This is a genomic window from Stutzerimonas kunmingensis (assembly GCF_021432085.1).
GTDB lineage: Bacteria > Pseudomonadota > Gammaproteobacteria > Pseudomonadales > Pseudomonadaceae > Stutzerimonas.
Genome location: NZ_CP090366.1, coordinates 2,313,568 through 2,339,041 on the forward strand (window position 1 = coordinate 2,313,568; position 25,474 = coordinate 2,339,041).

19 protein-coding genes are annotated in these 25,474 nt (G+C 65.8%); 4 read left to right on the plus strand and 15 right to left on the minus strand.

The genetic code is table 11. From position 1 onward, the window contains the following. Positions 1 to 62: 62 nt before the first annotated feature. A complete protein-coding gene (locus LW136_RS10950; RefSeq protein WP_234175179.1) occupies positions 63 to 3,053 on the minus strand; it encodes a PAS domain-containing protein in 2,991 nt (996 codons plus the stop codon). A gap of 207 nt (positions 3,054 to 3,260) precedes the next feature. On the opposite strand from LW136_RS10950, the gene LW136_RS10955 reads away from it, so the two are divergent. Then, positions 3,261 to 5,225 (plus strand): DEAD/DEAH box helicase, encoded by a 1,965-nt coding sequence (locus tag LW136_RS10955; RefSeq protein WP_234175180.1) that lies wholly within the window; start codon positions 3,261 to 3,263, stop codon positions 5,223 to 5,225. Here LW136_RS10955 and LW136_RS10960 read toward each other — a convergent pair. The 5 genes from LW136_RS10960 to LW136_RS10980 all read right to left on the minus strand — a co-directional run bounded on the left by LW136_RS10960 (position 5,222) and on the right by LW136_RS10980 (position 12,128). Continuing rightward, positions 5,222 to 6,943 (minus strand): bifunctional protein-serine/threonine kinase/phosphatase, encoded by a 1,722-nt coding sequence (locus LW136_RS10960; protein ID WP_234175181.1) that lies wholly within the window; start codon positions 6,941 to 6,943, stop codon positions 5,222 to 5,224. The two genes, LW136_RS10955 and LW136_RS10960, sit on opposite strands and share 4 nt — an antisense overlap. 59 nt (positions 6,944 to 7,002) lie before the next feature. Beyond that, a complete protein-coding gene (locus LW136_RS10965) occupies positions 7,003 to 7,815 on the minus strand; it encodes a formate/nitrite transporter family protein (RefSeq protein WP_102831655.1) in 813 nt (270 codons plus the stop codon). Between the two features lie 167 nt (positions 7,816 to 7,982). Beyond that, on the minus strand, positions 7,983 to 8,366 hold the full coding sequence (nirD, locus tag LW136_RS10970) for a nitrite reductase small subunit NirD (protein WP_234175182.1): 384 nt from the start codon (positions 8,364 to 8,366) through the stop codon (positions 7,983 to 7,985). Beyond that, positions 8,366 to 10,924: a nitrite reductase large subunit NirB gene (gene nirB / locus LW136_RS10975; RefSeq protein WP_234175183.1), complete on the minus strand. Its 2,559-nt coding sequence runs from the start codon at positions 10,922 to 10,924 to the stop codon at positions 8,366 to 8,368. Before nirB ends, nirD begins: the two co-directional genes overlap by 1 nt. Before the next feature lie 445 nt (positions 10,925 to 11,369). Beyond that, on the minus strand, positions 11,370 to 12,128 hold the full coding sequence (locus LW136_RS10980) for an SIR2 family NAD-dependent protein deacylase (RefSeq protein WP_234175184.1): 759 nt from the start codon (positions 12,126 to 12,128) through the stop codon (positions 11,370 to 11,372). A 261-nt stretch (positions 12,129 to 12,389) separates the two neighbouring features. Between LW136_RS10980 and LW136_RS10985 the strand changes: the two genes are divergently transcribed. Then, complete coding sequence (locus LW136_RS10985) at positions 12,390 to 13,721, plus strand: oxygen-independent coproporphyrinogen III oxidase (RefSeq protein ID WP_234175185.1); 1,332 nt, start codon at positions 12,390 to 12,392, stop codon at positions 13,719 to 13,721. A gap of 14 nt (positions 13,722 to 13,735) precedes the next feature. Here the strand turns inward: LW136_RS10985 and LW136_RS10990 are convergent, their stop codons facing one another. The 9 genes from LW136_RS10990 to LW136_RS11030 are packed head-to-tail and all read right to left on the minus strand — an operon-like array spanning position 13,736 to position 23,115. Beyond that, positions 13,736 to 15,232, minus strand: coding sequence for a methyl-accepting chemotaxis protein (locus LW136_RS10990; protein ID WP_234175186.1), 1,497 nt, complete (start codon positions 15,230 to 15,232; stop codon positions 13,736 to 13,738). Between the two features lie 43 nt (positions 15,233 to 15,275). Beyond that, complete coding sequence (locus LW136_RS10995) at positions 15,276 to 16,553, minus strand: SAM-dependent methyltransferase (protein WP_234175187.1); 1,278 nt, start codon at positions 16,551 to 16,553, stop codon at positions 15,276 to 15,278. Continuing rightward, the gene (locus LW136_RS11000) at positions 16,540 to 17,340 is read right to left on the minus strand and encodes a DUF1365 domain-containing protein (RefSeq protein WP_180982700.1); all 801 of its coding nucleotides are present in this window, start codon (positions 17,338 to 17,340) and stop codon (positions 16,540 to 16,542) included. The genes LW136_RS10995 and LW136_RS11000 overlap by 14 nt, the downstream gene beginning before the upstream one ends. 11 nt (positions 17,341 to 17,351) lie before the next feature. Then, positions 17,352 to 18,599 carry an NAD(P)/FAD-dependent oxidoreductase gene (locus LW136_RS11005; RefSeq protein ID WP_234175188.1) on the minus strand — a complete coding sequence of 416 codons (1,248 nt, stop codon included), beginning with the start codon at positions 18,597 to 18,599 and terminating at the stop codon, positions 17,352 to 17,354. 2 nt (positions 18,600 to 18,601) lie between these two features. After that, entirely contained in the window at positions 18,602 to 19,369 is a 768-nt protein-coding gene (locus LW136_RS11010; RefSeq protein ID WP_234175189.1) for an SDR family NAD(P)-dependent oxidoreductase, read from the minus strand. Next, on the minus strand, positions 19,366 to 19,794 hold the full coding sequence (locus LW136_RS11015) for a nuclear transport factor 2 family protein (protein WP_014820386.1): 429 nt from the start codon (positions 19,792 to 19,794) through the stop codon (positions 19,366 to 19,368). The genes LW136_RS11010 and LW136_RS11015 overlap by 4 nt, the downstream gene beginning before the upstream one ends. Then, positions 19,791 to 21,221 carry a deoxyribodipyrimidine photo-lyase gene (phrB, locus tag LW136_RS11020; protein ID WP_234175190.1) on the minus strand — a complete coding sequence of 477 codons (1,431 nt, stop codon included), beginning with the start codon at positions 21,219 to 21,221 and terminating at the stop codon, positions 19,791 to 19,793. The genes LW136_RS11015 and phrB overlap by 4 nt, the downstream gene beginning before the upstream one ends. After that, a complete protein-coding gene (locus LW136_RS11025; RefSeq protein WP_234175191.1) occupies positions 21,218 to 22,153 on the minus strand; it encodes a MerR family transcriptional regulator in 936 nt (311 codons plus the stop codon). The genes phrB and LW136_RS11025 overlap by 4 nt, the downstream gene beginning before the upstream one ends. Positions 22,154 to 22,155: 2 nt before the next feature. Further along, positions 22,156 to 23,115, minus strand: coding sequence for a YbgA family protein (locus tag LW136_RS11030; RefSeq protein ID WP_234175192.1), 960 nt, complete (start codon positions 23,113 to 23,115; stop codon positions 22,156 to 22,158). A gap of 322 nt (positions 23,116 to 23,437) precedes the next feature. Between LW136_RS11030 and LW136_RS11035 the strand changes: the two genes are divergently transcribed. After that, positions 23,438 to 24,340, plus strand: a complete 903-nt coding sequence (locus LW136_RS11035; protein WP_234175193.1) for a TIGR01777 family oxidoreductase — start codon at positions 23,438 to 23,440, stop codon at positions 24,338 to 24,340. A gap of 80 nt (positions 24,341 to 24,420) precedes the next feature. Continuing rightward, a complete protein-coding gene (hemH, locus tag LW136_RS11040) occupies positions 24,421 to 25,446 on the plus strand; it encodes a ferrochelatase (RefSeq protein ID WP_125861916.1) in 1,026 nt (341 codons plus the stop codon). The last annotated feature ends 28 nt before the right edge of the window (positions 25,447 to 25,474 follow it).

The window sequence follows — 25,474 nt, forward strand, 5'->3', positions numbered from 1 at the left end:
TCGAATCAGGCATCCAGTAGTGATGCCCCACACGGTCATGGGCCCCGCTGCGCCGATGTTGCTCAGCAGACGTCGGCGCGCAGCTGCTCGACGGCATCTAGCAGCTGGTCCTGGGTGAAGGGCTTGGCCAGTCGCTGCAGCGGCAGGGCCGGGGTGGCCGATGGCAGTTCGGCATAACCGGACACCAGCAGGATCGGCAGCTCCGGCCGGCTTGCCCGTACCTCGGCAGCCAGTTGCGCGCCGCTCATCAGCGGCATGGCGTGGTCGGTGACGAGCATGTCGATCTGCGCCACCTGCAGCAGCTCCAGCGCCTGCGCAGCGGAACGCGCCGTCAAGACGTGGTGGCCGGCGGCTTCGAGCATGCCGGCGGTGCCGAACAGCACCAGTTCGTCATCATCCACGGCCAGCACGGACAGCGGACGCGTGGTTCTGCGCGGGAGGTCATGCGGTAACGGGCTGTGAGTCGGTTCCGCGGCTGGCTCGTCCTCCAGTGCTGGCAGCCAGATTTGCGCGGTGGTGCCGGCGCCCGGGCTGCTGCGCAGCACCAGCCGCCCGCCGGATTGCTCGGCCAGGCCATGCACCATCGACAGGCCGAGACCGGTGCCCTTGCCGATGCCCTTGGTGGTGAAGAACGGTTCGACCGCGCGCTTGAGCGTCGTTTCATCCATGCCGGTGCCGCTGTCGCTGACATTCAGGCGAACGTAGCGCCCGGCGGCGAGGCCATGCTGCTCGCTGGACAGCGTCACCTGTTCGGCGACGATGAGGATACGGCCCTCGCCGCCCATGGCGTCGCGCGCGTTGGCGGCGAGGTTGAGCAGGGCGGTTTCCAGCTGGTTGGGATCGGTCTTGACCCGCGCCAGTCGCTGCGGCAGATCCACTTCCAGCTGGATGGTCGGGCCGAGTGAGCTGAGCAGCAGTTCCTTCATGCCTGCGATCAGTTGCGCCAGGTCGATCGGCGTCTTGTGCAGTTCCTGTTTGCGGGCGAAGGTGAGCATGCGCGCGGTGAGCGAAGCGCCGCGCTCGGCACCGGCCCTGGCATTGTCGACCAGGCGCAGCAGCGCGGGCTCGGCGGGCATGCGCCGACGCAGCAGGTCGAGGCTGCCGAGCACGGCCATCAGCAGATTGTTGAAGTCGTGGGCGATACCGCCGGTGAGGTTGCCCAGCGCCTCCATCTTGTGCAGCTGCTGCAGTGCCTGTTCGGCATTCACCCGTTCGCTGATGTCCAGCGCCTCGGGTACCAGGGCGAAGATACTGCCGTCCTCGCCCGTGACCGGGCGCACGGAGAAATCGAAGACGCGCACGCCCTGCGGCATGTTCAGGGTCATGGTCTCGCGCTCGGTGGCACCGGCCGCCACCCGCCGCGTCATCTCGCGGACCCTCTCTGGCATGCCGGGTGTCGCGGCGAACCAGGGCGATTCCCAGAATGGCAGGTAGGCCAGTTCGTTGAAGCGGGCGCCGATGCCCGCCAGCGCCGTGGCGTTCACATAGAGAATCGCGCCGTCCGGCGCGAGCATCGCCATGTACAGGTGCGAGGTTTCCAGCACCGCACGAATGTTCGCCTCGCTGCGGGCCAACGCCGCGGTGCGCTCGGCGACCTTGGCTTCCAGCTGTTCCAGAAAGCACTGCTCGCGTTGCCTGACTGCCGCAGCAGAGCGCACACGCTCGATGTGCGCCCAGGAGCGATCGGTGACTTCTCTGAGCAGGGCGAGCTCGCAGGCGCTCCATACTCTAGGCACGCGGTCATGAATGGCCATCAGTGCGGTCAGTCGGCCCTCCTTGACCAGCGGCAGGCAGATGGTGGCGGCGATATCCAGTTGCTGGAAGGTCGCCGCGTCGGCGGCGGGCAGGCGGGCGAGGTGATCGTCGACGATGAAGGCTTCGCCAGCGCGCAGCTTCTGGACCGCGAGGCCGCCGAATGCGGCGAGCCGGTAGTGGCCGACGATGCTCATGCAGCCCGGCGCCGACCAGTCGCCGCGGATGGTGAAGCTGTCCTGGTCGGGCTCCATGTCGGCGTAGGCGCAGCTGGACAGGCCCAGATGCTCGCCGAGCATGCGTGTGGTGATATTCAGGATGGCGTCTGCGTCGACGCTGCGGGCGGTTTCCTTGGCCAGAGCGTCGAGGAAACGCAAGCGTTGTTCGTTTTCGCGCAGGGCCTGTTCGGCCTCGGCGCGCTCGGTGACGTCATGACCCTCGACGAAAATGCCGCAGACATCGCCATTCGCATCGGTCACCGGCTGGAAGACGAAATCCAGCAGGCGCTCTTCCTCCGCCTCTCCCTGGATGCGCTGCAGGCCAACGCGGATACCGGAGCCGACAAAGGCCGTGCCGCTGCGATAGACCTGGTCGAGAATGTCGATAAAGCCCTGCCGCTCGACCTCCGGCAGCGCTTCGCGTACCGGCCTGCCGATGACATCGCGTTCACCCACTACCCGCAGATAGGCCGGGTTGGTCATCTCGAAGACATGTTCCGGGCCGCGCAGCATCGCCGTCAGCCCCGGTGCCTGTTCGAACATCTGTTGCAGGCGTGCCTGCTGGCGCTGCAGCTCACGCTCGGCCATTACCCGCTCGGTGGTTTCCACCACGAGAGCGATCACGCCGGCCGGCCGGGCCTGATCATCGAACACCGGCGAATAGTCCAGATTCATCCAGGCGCGCTCGGGGCGGCCGCTGCGGTACAGCAGCAGTTCCTGGTCCTTGTACGACAGCGCGCCGCCAGCCAGGACGACCTTCATCACGTTGTCGTTGAACTCGGCGACTTCCGGCCAGCCCTCGCGTACTTCAGAACCGAGCAACTGCGGATGTCGGCTGCCGGCGAGCTCTGAATAGGCGTCGTTGTAGATCATGACGCCGCGCTCGCCCCAGAGCAGCGCGATGGGCGTCGGCGAAAGCAGCAGCATGGCCGTGACGGTCTTCAGGCTCGACGGCCATTCCGCCAGCGGTCCCAGCGCCGTCTGCGACCAGTCGAAGCGGCGAATCAGTGCGCCGAGCGCGCCGCCGGCGGGGAGAAATGCGAGGCTCGAGTCGTCAGGCGCGAGGTTTGCTGCTGGGTCCATCAGTAGCGATCCGTATCCGGTGTGAAGACAGGGCAGGGCTGTACAGGCGAGAGCTGGTTCAGCTCAGACAGCCGATTGCCCGGGAAGTCGTGCCGGCGAGGCAGGCGATTGCTGGCACCATTCGCTGCTGTTCGTCCTTGCAGCGGCCAGCGTACAGGGAAAAACCCGTACCATATCAACGATATGCAATGCCCACGGTGATTTCCGATGTTTTCTGCCGTCAAGCGTTACAGGGCTCTGGTCGCCGGGGTGCTGCAGCGCTGTTTTCCACGTACCTCGGCCCATCTGCGTGATGAGGACGAGCTGTTGTTTCGTCGCTGGGGCGGTGCGCCCGGCAAGGCGAACAAGGCCACGGCCAGCAAACGCAGGGGCAAACCTGCCACCAAGTCAAAGAGCAAGTCGGAAGGGCCGCCGCATGCCACCGCCAAGCCGCGCAAGGCCGCCGCTCAGGGCATCTATGCGGCTGCGCAACTGAAGATTGAGGATGCGCAGGTCCAGGCGATGCGTGACCGCGTCGAGCAGGCGGTAGCTGCCGGGATCGTGAGCGCACCGTCGCAGGAGCAATGGGCGATGATCCTCAGCCGCAGCCCGGTGACGCGAATCTTCGCCGGCGCCGGCTCCGGCAAATCCACCACCTTGTTGCTGCGGGTGGTGTTCATGCTCTGCCACATGGGCGTCGAGCCTGGGCGGCTGACAGTCATTTCCTTTACCAATGCCTCCTGCGCGCAGCTGCGCGAACAGCTGGTGCGGGTGCTTGGCTTCTGGCAGGTGCCGTTCGATGCGCAGCAGGCGCGCCAGTGCGTGCGCACCTTCCATTCGGCCATGGCGCAGCTGGCGCGTGAGGTGCTGGCCCGGCCGGTGTGGTTCGAGCAGCTGGACGACAAGGCCGCCGCGGCGGACGAGCCGGACAACCCGCTGGCCACCGCACGCCTGCGTCCGGCGCAAGTTCGCCTGCTCAAGCAGGCCTATCAGCAGTGCTACGCCGAGCAGGCGACATTCCGCGAACGGGTGCATCGGCTGCTCGACTTGCCTGCGCCGCCAACCGAGAGCGAGCAGGGCAAGCGCGCTGCCCCGAAAGCGCCAGGGGATGCCTTCACCCTGGCCGGCGAGTTCACGCCACTGCCGCTGTACGAGGCCTTCTACGCCCAGGCTGGGTTTATCGAGAGCATCGGCATTCGCATCGACCAGTTGCAAGCGGCCAGATTGCAGTGCGCGGCGCGTGAAAAGGATTTCATCGAGGCGCTGGTGAGCTTTCATGGCTACTTCAGAGCGGCGTTGCGAGAGCAGGGGCTGATGACCTTCAACGAGGCCTTTCAACAACTCACCGAGCGCCTGGGCTCAGGCTCGGATATGCCACAGGCCAGCCTTGCCCCGTTCGAGCACCTGCTGATCGACGAATTTCAGGACATTTCCCCGCAGATCGTCCAGTGGCTGCAAGCGCTGCATCGCCAGCTGGCGCGACAGAAGGTCGGCCCGAGTCTGATGGCCATTGGTGACGACTGGCAGTCGATCTTCGGCTGGCGCGGCAGTTCGCCGGAGTTGTTCATGGACTTCGACAAGTACTTCCCGCGGCGTGGCGCCAAGGGCAGCGAGACGCTGCTGCTGGAGACCAACTACCGCTCCATCGAGCCGGTGATTCGTGATGGCGAGGCGGTGCTGGCCGGCGTGCAGTTCAAGCAGATCAAGACCAGCCGGCCATGCAAGCCGACGCAGCCCGGCGACCACGGGGTAAAGCTGGTCACCGGTTTCGAGCTGAACAAGGGCCTGCCGAAGCTGATCGAGGCGATCACTGCGCAGTGCGCCCATGTGGCCGAACGGCAAAGCCGCGAACGCACCGCGGTGCTGCTGCTCAGCCGGCGCAACGAGCCGCTGCGGACCATTCAGGCGCAGCTGGACCGCAAGCTGCCGGTCAAGGCTTACACCATCCACCGCGCCAAGGGACTGCAGGCCGAGGTGGCGATCATCATCGATGACTGCGCCCCGGTGCAGCCGCACCCGCTGCGCAATGCGCTGTATGCCTACTCGGGTTTCTTCCGCAACAGCTATGACCAGGCCATGGCCGATGAAAGCCTGCGCCTGGGCTATGTGGCGATCACCCGCGGCGTCAGCCGGGTGTTCTGGTACACGCGCAAGCCTCAGGGTGCCACGGCACTGTTGCGCCAGCGCAGCTAGCGCAACAGCAGCGCAACTACTGTACCGGCCAGCAGCAGCGACAGGCCCTTCCAGAACAGCAGCGGATTGCGTTCCAGCAGCGGCGGGCGGGCCCGGTTGAGAAACGCCGGGTTGGGCTGGCGCAGCTCGAAGACGAACTCCGACAGCTCGGCATAGCGCCGCGCCGGATCGGGATGCAGCGCCTTGCCCAGCACTTCGTCGATCCACGCGGGGATATCGCGCTGCGCATGGCGCAGCGGCTGATAGCACAGGCGTTTCTGCGCTGCGGTGGTGCGTGCCCTGGCGACGTCGGCGCCGTAGGGCAAGCGACCGCTGAGCAGCTGATAGGCAATCACCGCCAGCGAATACTGATCCGAACGCGGCGTGCCGGCCTCGCCGAGGAAGTATTCCGGGGCGGTATAGGCGGCGGTGCCGAGCAGGTTGTCCTGCGTGCCCGGTGCGTTGCGTTCGGCGAGCCCGGCGACGCGGGTCGAGCCGAAATCGATGATCTTCAGGGTGCCGGTGGCATCGATCATCAGGTTCTGCGGGCGCAGGTCCTGGTGCAGCATTTCCAGGCGGTGGAAGGCGCGCAGGCCGCGGGCGATCTGCTCGACGATGCCGCGCACGGTTTCCAGGTCCGGCTGTGGATGGTCGAGCATCCACTGCGCCAGCGTCTGGCCATCGATGAATTCGCTCACCGTGTACAGGTAGCGGCGCTGCCGCGGTGGCGGGCAGGCCTTGACCACATGAGGATTGTCCAGGCGCCGGGCGATCCACTCTTCCAGCAGGAAGCGCTCCAGATAGGCCGCGTCGCCCCGCAGATCCATCGACGGCGTCTTCAGCACCACTTTGGCGCCGCTGGCTTCGTCGACGGCCAGGTGCACATGGCTGCGGCTGCTGATGTGCAGCTCGCGAACGATGCGATAGCCGTCGAACTGCATGCGCGGCTCCAGCAGTGGCGGCAGCGACAGTTCGCCGAGTTGCCGCTGCACGTCGTCGACGGCCTGCTCCGGCAGGCTGTCGATGCGCACCAGTTGTGCGGTGAGGTTGTCGTCGCTGCCGTTGGCCAATGCCCGCTCGACGATCCGGCGCGCCGCCAGGTCGAGGTCGTCGCCATGCTCGGCGACGAGCTGCGCCGCATCCCGCGCGCCGATGTGCTCGTAGACGCCATCGGTGGCGAGCAGGAACAGATCGCCGACCGCCAGCGGCAGGGTGCGGTAGTCGATCTCCAGGTGCCGGTCGATGCCCAGCGCGCGGCCGAGGTAGCTGGTATCCGCCGACACGCGCACGCGGTGATCTTCGGTCAGCTGTTCGAGGCCGCCGTCGCGCAGTCGATAGATGCGCGCATCGCCGACGTGGAACAAGTGCGCGCTAGCGGACTTGAGCACCAGCGCGCTGAAGGTGCAGACATAGCCGCGGTCGCGGTCATAGCGGTGCGGGCTTTGGCGGGTCTGCGCATGCAGCCAGGAATTGATCGCCACCAGCACCCGCTGCGCCGACTGCTTCACCGACCAGGCGTCGGAGGTGCAGAAGTAGTCGGAAAGAAAGCTCGCCACCGCGGTTTCGCTGGCGATATGGCTGACCTCGCTGCTGCTGATGCCATCGGCCAGTGCAATGGCGATGCCCTTGCTGGCGAGCTGGGCGTCAGCCGGCACGCAGGCGCCGTGAAAGTCCTGGTTGGCCGGTTTGCGTCCGCGGTCCGAATGCTGGCCGAGGGAAATGGCGAGTTGGCTGGGCATGTTTATCTGCGCAAAAGCCCCGGCGCGCATGCGAGCCGGGGCCTTCGTTCACTCCAGGGTCAGTAGACGGTGCGCTTGGGTGCGGTGCGCACATGGGTGGTGTAGAGCGTCAGGCCGGTGAAGGCCAGGCCGCCGACCAGGTTGCCCAAAGCGGTGGGGATCTCGTTCCACAGCATGTAATCCATCACCGAGAAGTCGCCGCCCATGATCATCGCCGAGGGGAAGAGAAACATGTTCACCACCGAATGCTCGAAGCCCATGAAGAAGAACAGCATGATCGGCATCCACATGGCGATCACCTTGCCGCTGACCGAGGTGGAGATCATCGCGCCGACGACACCCATCGAGACCATCCAGTTGCACAGCATGCCGCGCAGGAAGATGGTCGCCCAGCCCGCCGCGCCGAACTCCGCGTAGCCCAGTGTGCGGTCCTCGCCGATGTGCGAGATCTTCTCGCCGATCGGTCCCGGCTCGGTGGAGAAACCCATGGTGAAGACGAAGGCCATCATGAAGGCGACCACCAGCGCACCGGCGAAGTTGCCGAGAAACACCCAGCCCCAGTTGCGCAGGATGCCATTCACGGTCACACCAGGACGACGGTCGAGCAGGGCCAGCGGGGTGAGCATGAATACCCCGGTGAGCAGGTCGAAGCCCATCAGGTAAAGCATGATGAAGCCGACCGGAAACAGCATCGCGCCGACCAGCGGCGAGCCGGTCTGCACAGTCACGGCCACGGCGAACACCGCGGCGAGAGAGAGGATGGCGCCAGCCATGAAGGCTCGGATCAGTGTGTCGCGGGTGGACATGAAGATCTTCGATTCGCCGGCGTCCACCATCTTGGTGACGAACTCGGAGGGGATGATGTAGGACATGTCGGTCTCTCTGAATGGCAGTAAGAGGCCAGGCCCCGGCGGCGGTCGCGGGGCGCTGGCTGAGCGATGTGAATTGCTGGGGAATCGAGGTCAGGTTCGCGGCCGAGACCGCTCCCACGGATCGGCCCGGTTTGGGAGCGGGGAGCCGCGCGAGTAAACGTTGGCAATCAGCCGACGGCGATTTGCACCACGTCTCCCTCCAGACGCACCGGCCAGACGCGCAGGCTTTGTTCGGGGTATTCCATGCAGCTGCCGTCCTGCAGGCGGAAATGCTGCTTGTACAGTGGCGAAGCGATCACCAGCTCACCCTTGAAGTTGCCGACGATGCCGCGGCCGATCACGTTGGCGCCAGACTTGGGGTCGCGGTTGTCGATGGCGAACAGCTGCTCGCCTTCGGCGTTGTCAGGCAGGTGGAACAGTGCCACCTGGGCGCCTTCGTGCCAGGCCACTACACCGGAATTGGCGACCAGATCGGCGCGGCTGCACAGTGCCTGCCAGGCCGCCGGGGCTGCGGAAAGGGAGTCGAGACGAACGACGTTGGACTGGCTCATCAGAGCACCTCCTGGGTAAGTGGGATGAGGTGAAGTTCGCTGGCGCGTACCGGCCGACGCTGGCCGCGCTCCTTGACGAAGTGGATGTCGGGGTCGGCGCGGCCGTCGTTGACGAAGGTGCGGAAGCGCTTGAGCTTTTCCGGGTCGCTGATGGCGTTGGCCCATTCGCACTGGTAGCTGTCGACCACGTGCTGCATCTGGCTTTCCAGCTCGGCGGCCAGCCCCAGGCTGTCGTCGAGGATCACGGCCTTGAGGTAATCGAGGCCGCCTTCCAGGCTCTCGCGCCAGACCGAGGTGCGCTGCAGCTTGTCCGCGGTACGCACGTAGAACATCAGTACGCGGTCGATGGTGCGGATCAGCGCCTCGTCGTCGAGGTCGGTGGCGAACAGCTCGGCGTGCCTCGGGCGCATGCCGCCGTTGCCGCAGATGTAGAGGTTCCAGCCCTTGTCGGTGGCGATCACGCCGATGTCCTTGCTCTGCGCCTCGGCGCATTCGCGGGTACAACCGGATACGGCGAACTTGATCTTGTGCGGTGCACGCAGGCCCTTGTAGCGGTCCTCCAGGCGCAGCGCCATGCCGACGCTGTCCTGCACGCCGTAACGGCACCAGGTGCTGCCGACGCAGGATTTGACCGTGCGCAGGCTCTTGCCGTAGGCGTGACCGGTTTCGAAGCCGGCGGCGATCAGCTCGCCCCAGATGTCCGGCAGCTCGTGCAGCTGGGCGCCGAACAGGTCGATGCGCTGGCCGCCGGTGATCTTGGTGTAGAGGTCGTATTTCTTCGCCACCTGGCCGATGGCGATCAGCCCCTCGGGGGTGATCTCACCACCCGGGATGCGCGGCACCACCGAGTAGGTGCCGTTCTTCTGCATGTTGGCCATGAAGGTGTCGTTGGTGTCCTGCAGCGGAATCAGCCCCGGATCGGTGATCGGCTGGTTCCAGCAGGAGGCGAGGATCGAACCCACCGTCGGCTTGCAGATGTCGCAGCCAACATGGCCACGGCCGTGCTTGGCCAGCAGTTCGGCGAAGCTCTGGATGCCCTCGACGCGGACGATGCCGTAGAGCTCCTGGCGGGTATAGGCGAAGTGCTCGCAGAGGCTCTTGTCCACCGCCACGCCGCGCGCGGCCAGCTCGGCGTCGAACACCAGTTTGAGCAGGGCGCTGCAGCCGCCGCAGCCGGTGGCCGCCTTGGTCGCGGCCTTGAGTTCGCCGAGATCGGTGACGCCGGCGTCGACCTGGCAGCACACCGCGCCCTTGCTGACGTTGTGACAGGAGCAGATGGTCGCGCTGGCCGGCAGGGCGTCCGGGCCAAGCGTCGGAGCGCCCTCGGTCTGCGGCAGGATCAGCGCGGACGGATCGGCCGGCAGCTTGATGCCGTTCTGCGCGTACTGCAGCAGGGTGTCGTAGTAGCTGTTGTCACCGACCAGCACCGCGCCGAGCACGGTCTTGCCATCGGCGGATACCACCAGTCGACGGTAGCTGGCACTGGCCTCGTCGATGAAACGGTAACTGCGCGAGCCGGGTGTGGCGCCGTGGGCATCGCCGATGGAGCCGACGTCGACGCCGAGCAGCTTGAGCTTGGTCGACATGTCGGCGCCGTAGAAGGGCTCGTGGGGTTCCTCGGCCAGCTGCGCGGCGACACTGCGCGCCATGCTGTAGCCCGGTGCAACCAGGCCGAACACGCTGCCGTTCCAGCTGGCGCACTCGCCGATGGCGAAGATCGCCGGATCCGAGGTGCGGCATTCGCTGTCGATCACGATGCCGCCGCGTGGAGCGATCTCCAGCTCCGCGACATGGCCGAGGGCGTCCTGCGGGCGGATGCCGGCGGAAAACACGATCAGGTCGGTTTCGAGGAATTCGCCGTCGGTGAAGTTCATCCGCCAGGCGTAGTCCTCGCCGGCGACGATCTCCTGAGTGGCGCGCGACAGGTGCACGCCGACGCCCAGCGCCTCGATGCGCGCCTTCAATGCCGCGCCGCCTTCGCCGTCCAGTTGCACCGGCATGAGGCGCGGGGCGAATTCGACGACATGGGCTTCCAGGCCGAGCGACTTCAGCGCGTTGGCCGCTTCCAGGCCGAGCAGACCGCCACCAACCACCACACCGCGCTTGGCGCCGCTGGCGGCCGCACGAATCGCATCAAGGTCGTCGAGGGTGCGGTAGACCAGTCGCGCGCTGCCTTCGGCACCGCTGATCGGTGGCACGAAGGGGTAGGAGCCGGTGGCAAGAATCAGTTGGTCGTAGGGCTGGCGACCGGAACTGGTAACGACCTCCTTACGTTCGCGGTCGATACCCAGCACCTGTACGCCCAGATGGGTGTAGACGCCGTGGCTGCTGTAGTAGTCGGCCTCGCACATGGCCAGCGACTCGGCATCGCGACCGCCGAAGTATTCGGACAGGTGCACGCGGTCATAGGCGCGCTGGCGCTCCTCGCCGAACACATGCAGCTCGTAGCGGGTGAGGGCGCCGCGCTCGATCAGCTGTTCGATGCAGTGGTGACCGACCATGCCGTTGCCGACGATGACCAGTTTTTCGAGCGTGAGCGGAGTGACGGTAGAACTCATGGCCTTTCCTCAGTCGAGCTGCTGCGGCACTGGGCCGGCAAAACGCAAAAAGGCGCCTGGAGCTGATATCAGCTCCAGGCGCCTTTGCCTGGTAATTAGTGGTGTGTGGGGTGGTCGGTCAGGCCTCGTTGCCTGCTACACCCGGTCCCGCGCCGCTTGGCTTGACGGTCGCCGCTGACCGTCTGGGACGTCCTGCCGCGAGGCGGCAGGTGTTGTCAGGGTGGTTGCAGGTTGTATGCCAGCTTGTCCGGCAGCATGGATTTGCGGCTGCCAGGCGCGCGACTGCGCGGTGTTGCGCGGTGCGGGTCGCTCGGATGCTGAGCGATCAGCCTCCGTCACTGCGACCTGGGCGGGGCAGGCTTGAACCAGAACAGTGCGCCGGTGCGGGCGCGATCCCCGCTTTGGGGCGACCAGGACCCGAGGCCGGGCGCAGATTGTTTCTGCATCAGGCGCCAAATGCTTCATGGAGCAGTTCGGGCAGTGCCTTGCCGGCGGGCAGCGCAAGCAGGTGTTCGCGGTTGCTGCCGGGCGCCTCGCCTTGTGGGTTGATGTGCACCACGGCGGCACCGGCGTCGCGCGCTCGGTGAGGCACTTCGGCTGCTGGGTAGACCACGCCGGAGGTACCGACCGACAGTAGCAGGTCGCATTCGCCAGCCGCCTGGAACGCGGCACTGAGTGCAGCGACGGGCAGACTTTCCCCGAACCAGACGACGCCAGGGCGCAGCCGCCCGCCGCAGTGGCTGCAACGGGGCGGTTCGAGGCGCCTGCCACCTTCGGGCTCGTCGGCAGCCGGCAGTGGCTCGGCTGGCTCGCGGGCGCAGGCGAAACAGCGCGGTCGGTGCAGGCTGCCGTGCAGGTGAATGACATCCTCGCTGCCAGCACGCTCGTGCAGGTCGTCGACGTTCTGCGTGATCAGCGTCAGTTGCGGTACATGGCGCGCGAGGTCGGCGATGGCCAGATGAGCAGGATTAGGCTGGGACTGGCGGACGCGCATGCGCCGCCATTCATACCAGCCCCAGACCAGCGCCGGATCGCGGCGAAACGCTTCGGGTGTGGCCAGCTCGCCCGGATCGAAACGCTCCCATAAACCGGTCAGCGCGTCGCGGAAGGTCGGGATGCCGCTCTCGGCGGAAACGCCGGCACCGGTGAACACGACGACATGGCGCGCCGAGCGCAGGGCGGAAATCAGGGACGCTGGCATCACGTTCGGGCTCCGGGGTGCATGGATGGCGCACTATCAATACCATCGTGCTGCGGGCTTTTTCAAAACGTCGGCTGGTCGAGCGGCGTTCGCGAGGGGCTGTTGTTCAAGCAGCACATTGTGTTTCGCGTCGGAGTTCTGACCGTCCGGCTGCTCGCCGTGGCCATCTGTCACCTACTTGACGGACGTCAACGTCGCCCGCAGCGGCTCGCGGATGATGCCGCGTAAAGCAACAGACGCGATATTCGCAGCCGGGAGGCTCTCATGCTTGGCTCAGTGACCTGGGACGACGCGCTGGTACAACGCTACGGACAGATCGGGCAGAGGCACTGCACCTATCCGGCTGCGGCCGATTTCAGCGACCGGATCGCCCCGCTGGATCTGCTGCGTGCGTTGCGCGAGGGGCGTCGCGCCGGCCGCCCGCTGTCGATATCCATCCACCAGCCCGGTGGCGTCGAGCTGCAGCCTGGCGAGGCCGCGGCCTATCAGCTGCGGCTGCACCGCGAGATCGAACAGCTCGGTTGCCATGCCGGGCCGCTGCAGCAGGTCGAGCAATTGCGGCTGAGCACCGGCACGCTGGGCATCGCCGCGTTACGAGAACTGATGACGCTGCTCAGAAGCCGTTTCAGTTTCGTCGATTCCCGTGCCGGCAGCTTTCTCGCTGAAGTCGAGCTGGCTCATGTCGACTGGCCGCTGATTGGCGCGCTGCACGAGCTCGGCTTCAACCAGCTCAGCGTCGCGGTGCCCGATCTGCGCGCCGACGACGGCAGCACGGTCGAGTATTTCCGCAGCTCGGCGCGCATCCGCGCGGTGATCGAAGCCGCCCATGCGTTGCATTACCGCTCGGTGAATCTTGATCTTGGCTACGGCAGGTCCTGGCAGACGCCGGCCAGCTTCGCGCGCAAGTTGGCGTCGATCATCGAGCTGGCGCCCGATCAGGTGACGATGTTCGATTACCGCGATGCGCCTCTGGTCGCTTCCAATCCCGCGCGCCTCGGCCTGGCTTCGGTGGCCGATACGCTGGCGATGTACCGCCATGGTGTCGAGCAGCTCAGCGCCGCCGGCTACCGCTACATCGGGCTGGGCAAGTTCGTCCTGCCTCACGACGATCTGGCGATGGCTCAGGAGATCGGTGCGCTGCACCACGATATCCATGGCTACACCCTGCACGGCGAATGCGATCACCTGGGGTTCGGGGTGGGCGCGATAAGCCGGGTCGATGGCCTTTATTGTCAGAACGCCAGCACCGCGCAGGCCTATCAGCAGGCGCTCGACCAGGACCAGCTACCGAGCATTTGCGGTCTGCACGCCAGCCATGTCGATCCGCTGCACCAGTTGCTGCTCGAACACCTGCGCTGCACCTTCGCGCTGGATTTCGACGCGCTCAGCCAGCGCTGCGGCGTGGATGTGCGGCAGCGCTACGCGCGGCATTGGCCCGCGCTGCAGCAGCTGCATGCCGACGGGGTGATCGTGCTGGACGACAGCGGGCTGGAAATCCCGCTCCACGCTCGGCTACTGGTGCCGGCGGTGTGTGCGGCCTTCGAACAGCCAAACGCAATGGCGATTGGTCATTCGGCCGGGCGCCGGCGGCGCTGACTGGCGCCGCCGCTTCACAGCACGGTGAAGCGGCCGCTGAGGCTACCGAGGCGACCGGCCAGCTCGTGCAGCTGACGACCATCGTTATCCAGCTCGCTGGCGTCCCCGGCGTTACGCTCGGCGACCTGCTGCACGCTCTGCAGATGACGCCCCATATCGGCTGAGACCGCGGTCTGTTCGTGGGTCGCGGCGGCAATCATTTCGTTCATCTGGCTGATGCCCTCGATCTCGCTGGCGATGGCGTCCAGCAGGGCGGTGGTGTCCTGGCTGCTGCTCACGCAACGGGCCACGCTGTCGCGGCTGTTCTGCATCGCTTCGGTGGCCTTGCGACTGCCTTGCTGCAGGCGGCTGATGATGCCCTGGATCTCGGTGGTGGAAGCTGCGGTCTTCTGCGCCAGATTGCGCACCTCGTCGGCGACCACGGCGAACCCGCGACCCTGTTCCCCTGCTCGTGCGGCCTCGATGGCGGCATTGAGGGCGAGCAGGTTGGTCTGTTCGGCGATGGTACGGATCACCTCCAGCACGCGGTCGATCTGCTCCGATTGCGCGGCCAGGTCCTGAACCACGCGGTCGGTGCCTTCGATGTGTTCGGCAAGGGTGCCGATCTCGCTGCGCACGCCGCTGACCGCGCTGCGGCCCTGGCCGGCCTTCTGGCTGGCACCCTGGGCAGCCTGCGCCGCGCGATCGGCATGGCCGGCGACGTCATCGATGGCTACGGTCATCTGCTGCATGGCTTCGACCATGTAGGCAGTCTCGTCCAGTTGGCGGCTGGCACCGTCACGCAGCTGGCGGGTTGCCTCGCTGAGGTTGGCGGCGGTGCCGCCCAGCCCCGCGGTGTCGCGTACCACGGCGCCGACCAGATCGCCCAGTTGGTCGAGCAGTTGATTGAAGCGCTGGGTGACCGGCCCGCTGACCTGGCTGCGGTAGCTCAGATCGATGCGTTCGGGACGCGCGGTGATGGCGGCGGCAGCGCCGAGCAGCGCTTCGCCTTCGCGGGCCTCGGCGGCAGCACGGATGGCCAGGTAGATCAGGATCGCGCTTTCCAGCACCACGTAGAACGCGTGTAGGAACACCGTTGGCCAGTTGCCGTCGGGCATCAGGAACACGCCCGCACCCTGCTGCTGCAGAGCGAAGAAGCCCAGGTGGTGCACGGCGATGGTCGCCGCGGCGACCACGATGGGCAGCCAGTCGCGGTAATAGACCAGAAAGGCCAGCAGGGCGAAGATGCCGAAGTGCATCTCCAGCATGCCGTGGGCCTGGTTGATGTGTAGCGCAGCGAACACCATGAAGGCTGCGCCGATCGTGCAGCGCAGCAGTCGTTGGCCCGGGATCAGCATGTACAGCGCAGTTACCGCGACGCCGCTCAGCCCGCCGATGATCAGTGCCTGCGCCCAGGTGCCCTGAAAGGCCGCCACGCCGAATGAATAGGCGACCAGAAACCAGACCACGCCGAGCATGATGCGATCGGCCTTGAGGTAGTGCGCTTGCAGCGTGATGCTTTCGCTGTTCATGGATGACTCCGGGTAAAGATCCGCACAACTGTTATCGGGCGCCTCATGTCGCGCTTGACCCGTCGTAGAGCGGTTTCCGACGAGCGCCCGGTTTGGCCAGCAGCAGCTGTGCGGTGCCGATGGCGCGCTCGATGAAGCCGCCCTCGCAGTAGCACAGGTAGAACTCCCAGAGCCGGTAGAAATAGTCGTCGTAACCGTGGCGCTCCAGCTCGCCGCGGGCGCGGCGGAAGTTCTCGTGCCACAGGCGCAGGGTGCGCGCGTAGTGTTCGCCGAAGTCCTCCATGTGCAGCAGGTTCATGTCCGAGTCGCTGGTTACGACATTGAGCATGCGCTGCATGGAGGGCAGGGCACCGCCGGGGAAGATGTAGCGCTGGATGAAGTCGACGCTGCGGCGCGCCTGTTCGTAGCGCTGGTCGCGAATGGTGATGGCTTGCAGCAGCATCAGCCCGTCGTCCTTGAGCAGTCGCGAGCACTGCCGGAAGTAAGTCGGCAGGAAGTCGTGGCCGACCGCTTCGATCATTTCGATGGACACCAGCTTGTCGAACTGACCGTCGAGATCGCGATAGTCCTTGAGCAGCAGGGTGATGCGGTCCTGCAGGCCCTGTTCTTCGATGCGCCGCTGGGTGTAGGCGAACTGTTCGCGCGACAGCGTGGTGGTGGTCACCCGGCAGCCACGGTGGATCGCGGCATAGAGCGCCATGCTGCCCCAACCGGTGCCGATCTCCAGCAGATGGTCCTCGGGCTGCAGGTCGAGCTTTTCGCAGATGCGTTCGAGCTTGTGCAGCTGGGCCTGTTCCAGATCCTGTTCGGGGCTGGTGAACATTGCCGCCGAGTACATCATGGTCGGGTCGAGAAACTGCTCGAAGAGCTCGTTGCCGAGGTCGTAATGGGCGGCGATGTTGCGCTGTGAGCCGCTGCGGGTGTTGCGGTTGAACCAGTGCAACGCCTTGATCACCGGCTGGCCGAACAGCGCCAGGCTGCCCCGCTCGATGTTGTCGAGCACGTCCATGTTGGCGACGAACAGGCGGATCACCGCGGTCAGGTCCGGGCTGTGCCAGTAGCCGTGAATGTAGGCTTCGCCGGCGCCGATCGAGCCGCGCGCGGCGATCAGGCCCCAGGCGGCACTGTCGGTTATATGAATTTCTGCCTTGAGCGGGCTCGCCAGATCGCCGAACTGCTGGCAGACATCGCCGTGTTGCAGTCTCAGCAACCCGTGGCGCAGGTGTTCGAGCTGATTCAGCACGGTACGGCGCAGCAGGCTGCTGGCCAGTCCCATGCCCGCCAGCGGACGGGCTTTGACGGTCAGGCTAGGGCTCTTCATGGCGGGCTCCGGTGGGTTGCGTGACGGCCAGCCCGTACGCCGTGGTAGCGGGCTGATGGGTGAAGATCGGTGTGCGCTTGAGCAGCAGGCGCAGCGCCTGCCAGTAGATGGCGAGCAGGGTCTTGGCGGTCATCCAGGGGAAGCCGAGCAGGTAGCGGTGCACCGCGCCGCAAGTCAGCGCCTGGCGTTGCAGACCGAGGGTGGCGTCGAACAGCTTCTGCTCGCCCTGCCAATCCTCCATGTGCACGCCGATGCGTCGTCCCGGCGGGTTGAAGCGCATGCGGTATTCCAGCTCGCCGGGCAGGAACGGCGAGACGTGGAAGGTCTTCGCCACCGTGCAGCGCAGGTTGCGATTGCCTGATGCCGGCAGCACGTAGTGATAACGCTCGCGCCAGGGCGTGTTGCTGACTTCGCAGAGCACCGCGGTCAGCTGTTCCTGTTCGTCGAAGCAATAGAAGAAGCTGACCGGGTTGAAGCACAGCCCCCAGCTGCGCGGCTGGGTCAGCAGGCGCACGGCACCGGTGACCGGCCGCCCGAGGGCTTCGCTGACCCGCTGGCGGACCGCGTCGGCCAGCGCGATGCCCTGGCTGGTGTATTGCGGCAGGTAGTCGCGCTCGCGGAAGGAAAATGCGGCGAAGCGGGCACGCCCACTCAGGGGCGAAAGCCCGAGCACGGCGTCCTGTTCGGCCAGGTCGAGGTACAGCAACCCCATGCGATAGCTGAACGCATGGGCCCGCGGCGCGAAGCGCCGATGCTGCACCCAGCCGCTGTACAGCGCGCTGTGCACGATGGCGCTGCTCACAGCGACTCTCCGAAGGCGGCGGCGACGCGCAACGCGCTGACCACACCGTCCTCGTGGAAGCCATTGCCCCAGTAGGCACCACAAAAGTAGCTGTGCCGGGCGCCGAGGAGTTCGTCGGCACGGGTCTGCGCGACGATGCCGGCCAGGCTGTATTGCGGGTGGGCGTAGGAGAAGCGCGCGAGGATCAGGTCCGGATCGATCGCTTCGCTCTGGTTGAGGCTGACGCAGAAGGTTTCCGGCGACTCGATGCCCTGCAGGATGTTCATGTTGTAGGTCACCGCGGCCTGCTGCGCGCTCGGCCCGCCGAGGCGGTAGTTCCAGCTGGCCCAGGCGCGGCGCCGCTTGGGCAGCAGGCGCGTATCGGTGTGCAGCACCACGTCGTTTGCGGCGTAGCCGATGGCTCCGAGGATCTCTCGTTCGACCCGGCTCGGTTCGGCCAGCAGGCTCAGCGCCTGGTCGCTGTGACAGGCGAAGATCACCTTGTCGAAACGCTCGGCACCGGCCGGGCTCTGGATCGTTACGCCGTGCTCATCGCGCAGCACCTCGAACACCGGGCAGTTGAGACGGATGTGCTGGCTGAAACCCCGCGTCAGTGGCGATACATAGGCGCTGGAGCCGCCTTCGACGACATACCACTGCGGGCGATCGCTCACCGACAGCAGCCCGTGGTTCTTGAAGAAGCGGATGAAGAATTCCACCGGGAATTCCAGCATGTCGGCCAGCGACATCGACCAGATCGCCGCCCCCATCGGCACGATGTAGTGATCGATGAAGCGCTGGCTGTAGCGGCCCAGCTCGAGATAGGTACCCAGGGTGACGTGGGCACCGAGGCGGCCGTGCTTGTAGTCGTCCAGTGCTTCGCGGTTGAAGCGCAGGATGTCGCGAATCATGCGCCAGAAGGGCAGCGAGAACAGGTTGCTGCGCTGGGCGAACAACGTGTTGAGATCGTGGCCGTTGTATTCCAGGTCGCTGAGCGGATCGCTCACCGAAAAGCTCATTTCGGTCGGCTTGTAGCGCACTCCGAGCTTGTCCAGCAACTTGATGAAGTTGGGGTAGGTCCAGTCATTGAAGACGATGAAGCCGGTGTCCACCGCGTAGTCCCGGCCGTGCAGACGGAAGTCCACGGTATGGGTGTGGCCGCCGATCCAGCTGGCCGATTCGAACACTGCGACCTGGTGCTGACGGGACAGCAGATGCGCACAGGTAAGTCCGGCAATACCGCTGCCGATGATGGCGATTTTCATGGTTATCCTTCCTTGAGAGGCGTACGCGCCAGTCGCCGGCCGAGGGCGAATTGCAGGCGTGCGGGCAGCAGTGAGAGCAGGCGCAGCACAGAGATGAACGGCGCCGGAAACGCGATGTGCAGCGGGCGGCGTTCCAGCCGTCGGGCGATCTGCCGTGCGGCCTTGTCCGCCGGCCAGCTCATGGGCATGGGAAAGTCGTTGCGACGGGTCAGCGGTGTGTCGACGAACCCCGGGCTGACGAGGGTGACGTCGATGCCTTCGTTGGCCAGATCCAGACGCAGCGATTCGAGCAGGTAGCGCAGCGCCGCCTTGGATGCGCCGTAGGCTCCGGCACGCGGCAACGGCAGCCAGGTCACCGAGCTGCCGACACCGACCAGATGCGGGCGCACCCCTTGGCGCAGCAGTGGCAGTGCCGCCTCGATGCAGTAGCCGACGGCGAGCACGTTGGCGCCCATCACGCGCTCCAGCAGCGCCGCGTCGAATCGGCCGGCGTGGATGTATTCGCAGGTGCCGGCGTTGAGGATCACGCTGTCCAGCGCGCCCCATTGCGTCTGGATGGCGGCGCCGATGTCGCGCACCTGTTCGCTGTCGGTGAGATCGCCGGGCAACACCAGCACACGCCCCGGGTAGCGCCGGGCAAAGGCCTGCAGCGGCTCGGCGCGGCGTGCCGACAGCGCCAGGCAGTGCCCGTCGGCGAGCAGCTGACGCGCCAGTTCCAGGCCGATGCCACTGCTGGCGCCGGTCAGCCAGATACGTCGCGAGAGGTTCACGCGAGCCTCCGCTGCAGCCAGCGAATGGCCGCGCCGAGCAGGGGCACATGCTGATAGAGCAGGGCGCCGGCATCGAAGTAGTCGCGGTGACGGACGACCTTGCCGGCGCCGTTCCAGCGCAGCAGCGAGCAGCCTTCGAGGCTGATCAGCTTGCCGCCGTTCAGCCGCGGATGTCGGTAACTCATGATCCAGCGCAGATAGCCCTGGCCGTCGCATATCTCATCGTGGCTGATGAACTCGAAATGCAGATGCTCGACGTTGGCATACAGCTCGCTGAAATAGCGTTCTAGCTCGACGAGCCCGCAGACCTCATGCAGCGGGTCGGTGAAGTGCACGTCGGCGCTGTAGAGGTCGCGCAGGCGGTCGAGATTGCTCGCGTCGAGGCGGGCGAACTCGCAGGCGAAGGACTGCAGGAAGCCGCTCATGCTTGCGCATCCGGCAGGTTGCGGAAGGCATCCAGCGCCCGCGCCCGGCTGGCGCCGAGGTCGACGATGGGGGCGGGGTACTCGGTTACGCCGAACAGGCTGCGGTGCGCCGACGGGTTATGCACGTCGCGCCTGCTCAGGTGCTGCAGCTCGGGAAGCCAGCGGCGCAGGAACTGCCCGTCCGGGTCGAAGCGTTGCGACTGGCTGATCGGATTGAACAGGCGGAAGTAGGGCACCGAATCCGTGCCGGTGGACGCGCTCCATTGCCAGCCGCCATTGTTGGCTGCCAGGTCGCCGTCGATCAGGTGACGCATGAACCAGCGCTCGCCCTCACGCCAGTCGATCAGCAGGTTCTTGCTGAGGAACATGGCGACGACCATGCGCAGGCGGTTGTGCATCCAGCCGGTTTCCTGCATCTGGCGCATGGCCGCATCGATGATCGGAAAGCCGGTGCGGCCCTGCTGCCATGCTTCCAGCTCGTACGGCGCGCGCCGCCAGGGCAGTGCCTCGGTTTCCGGGCGGAAGGCGCGGTACATGGACACCCGCGGATAGCCGACCAGGATGTGCTTGTAGAACTCGCGCCAGAGCAGTTCGTTGATCCAGGTGGTGACGCCGGTGCTGCCGCTGTCCAGCTCGCCCTGGTTGTAGCCAAGCGCCGCGTGCAGGCACTGGCGGATGGAAATGACGCCAGCGGCGAGGTAGGCCGACAGCTGGCTGGTGCCGGGCTCGGCGGGCAGGTCGCGGCGCTGGTGGTATTCGTTCAGGTCGTCCTCGACGAACGCTGCCAGGCGCCGCTGGGCGAAGGCTTCGCCGGCTGGCCAGAGCGCGCGCAGATAGTCCGTGGGTCGCGGAAAACCGGTGACCGTCGTGGGTATCGGGTCACTGGTGATACCCTGCGGCGCCTGGGTCGCAGGCACCGGCTCGCAGGCTGGCAGCGATACGCTCAGGTGGGTGAGGCAGGCCTTGCGGAACTGGCTGAACACCTTGAAGTAGCTGCCCGACTGCGTCTGCACGCTGCCCGGAGTGAACAGCAGCTGGTCGAGATAGCCGCGCACACTGATGCCGGCCGCTTCCAGGTGCGTGGAAACTGCCTGATCGCGGCGCTGCTCGTTTACCCCGTACTCGTCGTTGTAATGCAGCCGCTGCACGCCCTGTTCGCGGCAGACCTTCAGCAGTGCGTCGGGTACCGCCTGCCAATCATCGACCTCGCGAATCAGCAGCGGGACGTTGAGCGCGCCCAGCCGCGTCGACAGCTCGGCGAGGTTACGCAGCCAGAAGTCGACTTTGCAGGGGGCATCGTCGTGGGCGAGCCATTGCCCCGGGGTGACCAGATACAGCGCCACGGTTGGGCCGCAAGCCATCGCAGCCGCGAGGGCGGTGTTGTCGCTTGTGCGCAGATCGCTGCGCAGCCAGAGCAGCTGGGTCATGACGCACTCCCTTCGCTACCGGGCAGCAGGCCGGCGCCATGCAGCTGCTGCAGGGCGCCGAGGGGACCCTCAGCGAGCATCAGCCCGCGATGTCGGTGCAGCTCGGGTGCATGGATATGAACGGCCGGCCCGGCCACACAGAGCGGCGCGACGCTTTGCTCGATCAGACGCGGCAGGTCGCGTTGCAGGCAGTTGCCCGGCAGGCTGTTGCTCGCATAGAGCAACAGGGCGCGCGGCAGGATGCGCTCCATCGCCAGGTTCAGCTCGTTTAGCGGTACCGGCCACTCGACGACTTCAACTGGGCAGTCGGTGCTGGAGACGAGCCAGGCGGTCAACCACAGACCGGGTGCGAAGGACTCGTTATCCAGATTGGCGAGCAACAGCGGACGCCCGACCTGCTGCCGGTTGTTGAAATAGATGCGGGTCGCCAGTTTGCTGCGCAGCCAGGAATGAACCAGCGCCCGCTCCACCGCTGCACCGTACTGGCCCTGCCAGCGCTGTTCGAGTGCCTCGAGCAGCGGATGCAGCAGGTGCTGACAGAGCGTGCGCGGCGGATACAGCGCCATGGCCCGGTTGAAGGCATCGTCCAGGCGTCGTTCGCTGAGGCGGTCGATGGCCTGCAGCAGCTCTTCGAGCAGCTCCGACCACTGGTTCTGCCTGGGCAGCTCCTGCGGCGTGGTGGTGTCCAGCAGCGGCTTGATCTGGCTGACCGAAACGCCGCGATTGAGCCAGGTGAGGATGTCGCGGATGCGCTGGATATGTGCTTCTTCGTACAGCCGATGACCCTTGGGCGTGCGCAGCGGGACGATCAGCCCGTAACGGCGCTCCCAGGCACGCAGGGTCACAGCGTTGACGCCGGTGATGCGCGCCACTTCGCGGATCGGCAGCAGGCCGTCGGCCGTCAGCTGCGTCAGGTCCGTTGATTCATTCATGTTCAGATTCCGTTGCGCAGGCTGAGGGTTTCGGGATGCGGCTGCATGTAGGCCTGGCGTGCGACGTAATGATCGGGATGCCGACGGAAGTGGTGCTTGAGCAGGGTCAGCGGCACCACCAGCGGAATGACGCCGGCGCGGTACTGATCGATGAGGTGGCGCATCTCGCGGCGGTCCTCCGCGCCAAGCGCGTCCTTGAGGTAACCGCTCAGATGCAGCAGCACGTTGCAGTGCGTACCGCGGGTGGCCGGCTTCTTCAGCGCCTGCATCAACTGGCTGAAGTACTGCGGTGCGAACTCCTCCAGCGAGTGTTCGGCCAGTTGCGCGACCAGCCGGCCGAGCACCTTGTACTGCAGCGGGTTGCTCGCCATCAGCTGGTACTTGTAGCGCGAGTGGAAATCGACGATGGCCCGGCGGCTGAGGCCGGCCTGACGCAGGCGCTGCCAGTCGGCATGGGCATAGACGCGGGTGAGGAAGTTTTCGCGCAGTACGGCATCGTTCAGGCGCCCGTCCTCTTCGACAGGCAGATCCGGACAGGCCTGCATCAGCGCCTGGGCGAACACACCACTACCACCTCCGGGCTGGGTGTGGCCGTTGGCGGCATAGACCTTGACCCGCGCCATGCCGCAGGACGGCGATTTCTGCATAAGGATGTAGCCGTTGATGTCGTGCAACTGCTCGGCGATCTGCCGACCGTAGGCGGCGAGGGCTTCGGTGACATCCAGCTCGGGACGTACGGTGCCGACAGCCTTTGGTGCGTCGGTGTCGCCGACCAGGCGGATCGGCTCGCGAGGTGTGCCAAGGCCGATGGCAACCTCCGGGCACACCGGCACGAACTCGAAGTGCTGCGCCAGGGTCTCGCTGCACAGGCGCGATTCCTTGTGGCCACCGTTGAAACGCACCGGATTACCAAGCAGGCAGGCGCTGATTCCGATCTTGGGCGTGGGGAGCTTGGTGTGCATGATGGCGACCTCGTCTTGTACAAGTTGGGTTTCTGTACAACTTGTGGCCATCATAATCGCGGTGTTGTACAAGTCAATACATGATGTACAAGTAAGTGCATAATCCTGTACAAATGTCGTCAGCGAATGGCCTTGGACAGATGTCGCTGCGTTCAGAGGGGATGCTTTGGTGGCTGAGCGACCCACAGAGTTTTAATGTGTGCCAGTGCCTCAACCGAAGCGGTGGCGTGAAAATGCTGTACGGTTCATATGCCCGTGTATAGGTGTATGCTTTCAAGCAGGTCGTCAAACCCGCGCAATGGCTGCGCGCCAGGAGCTCACCATGAACATCTTGTTGACGGGCGGTACCGGGCTGATAGGACGCGCGCTGTGCCGGCGCTGGCTGGCGGACGGCCATCGGCTGTGGGTGTGGAGCCGCACGCCGCAACGCGTTGCCATGCTGTGTGGTGCCGAGGTGCAGGGCGTGGGCAGTTTGCAGCAACTGGATGCCGTGGAGCTGGACGCGGTGGTCAATCTGGCCGGCGCCCCCATCGCCGATCGGCCATGGACCAAGTCGCGCAAGGCGTTGCTATGGGACAGTCGGGTCAAGCTCACCGAACAGCTGGTCGAGTGGCTGGGCCGGCACGAGCAGAAGCCGGCGCTGCTGATCTCCGGTTCCGCCGTGGGGTGGTACGGCGATGGTGGGGAGCACCGCCTGACCGAAGCCGATCAGCCGGTCTCCTCCGATTTCGCCAGCCAGCTGTGCAATGCCTGGGAAGAGCGCGCGATGGAGGCGACGGTGCTGGGCATGCGCGTGGTGCTGGTGCGTACCGGGCTGGTGCTGGCGCGTGACGGCGGCTTTCTCCAGCGCTTGCTGCCGCCATTCAGGCTAGGCCTGGGTGGGCGCATCGGCGATGGTCGGCAATGGATGCCGTGGATTCATATCGAAGACCAAATCGCCCTGATTGATTTTCTTCTGCGCCAGCCGGCGGCAAGCGGGCCTTACAATGCCTGTGCGCCGGCCCCGGTGCGCAACGTCGAGTTCACGCGCAGCCTTGGCCGCTGCCTGCATCGCCCGACGGTATTGCCAGTCCCGGCAGCGGTGCTCAAGCCCCTGCTCGGCGAGTTGGCCGGATTGCTGCTCGGGGGGCAACATGCGTTGCCGCAGAGGGCCGAGGCGGAAGGTTTTCGCTTCCGTTTCAACGATCTGGATTCAGCCCTGGCCGACCTATTGACGCCTCCCTGAAGGTGGCGCCCTGTGTGAAAATAGCGCGCCCCCCGCTTGGGGTACGGCGCAACCTAAAAAACAGTAGTCAGGAAAGTTGCATGACAGAGCAGGCGTTGTTGTTGGTCAATCTGGGTTCGCCGGCCTCCACGGAAGTCGCTGATGTACGCCGCTACCTCAACCAGTTTCTGATGGATCCGTACGTTATCGATCTGCCGTGGCCGTTGCGGCGCCTGCTGGTCTCGCTGATCCTGATCAAGCGCCCCGAGCAATCGGCGCATGCGTACGCCTCGATCTGGTGGCCGGAAGGTTCGCCGCTGGTGGTGCTGAGCCGCCGTCTGCACGAGGCGGTACGTCCGCACTGGACGCAGGGTCCGGTGGAGCTGGCGATGCGCTACGGCGAGCCCTCCATTGAGACCACGCTGACGCGTTTGGCCGGGCAGGGCATCACCCAGGTTACCCTGGCGCCGCTTTATCCGCAGTTCGCCGACAGCACCACGACGACGGTCATTCAGGAAGCGCGCCGGGTCATCCGCGAGCGCGGACTGTCTCTGCAGTTGTCGATCCTGCAGCCGTTCTACGACCAGCCGGAGTACCTCGACGCGCTGGTCGCCAGTGCCAGGCCGCATCTGCAACAGGATTTCGATCATCTGCTGCTGAGTTTCCACGGGCTGCCCGAGCGTCACCTGCACAAGACCGATCCAACCGGCGCGCACTGCCTTAAGGGCGATGATTGCTGCCAGCGTGCCGAGGGCGAGGTACTCGCCAGCTGCTACCGCGCGCAGTGCATGCGCACCGCCGCCGGCTTCGCGGCGCAGGCCGGGTTGCGTGACGATCAGTGGTCGGTGTCTTTCCAGTCGCGCCTCGGCCGCGCCAAGTGGATCGAGCCCTACACCGAGACGCGTCTCGACGAGCTGGCGCAGCAGGGCGTGAAGAAGCTGCTGGTGATGTGCCCGGCCTTCGTCGCCGACTGCATCGAAACCCTCGAGGAGATCGGCGATCGCGGTCGTGAACAGTTCATCGAGGCAGGTGGCGAGGAACTGGTGCTGGTGCCCTGTCTGAATACCCACGAGGATTGGGTAAAGGCGCTGGTGACACTCTGCGGGCGCGCGCCTCTGGCACTCTGACCGCAGGCTCGGGGACGCATCGCGCGGC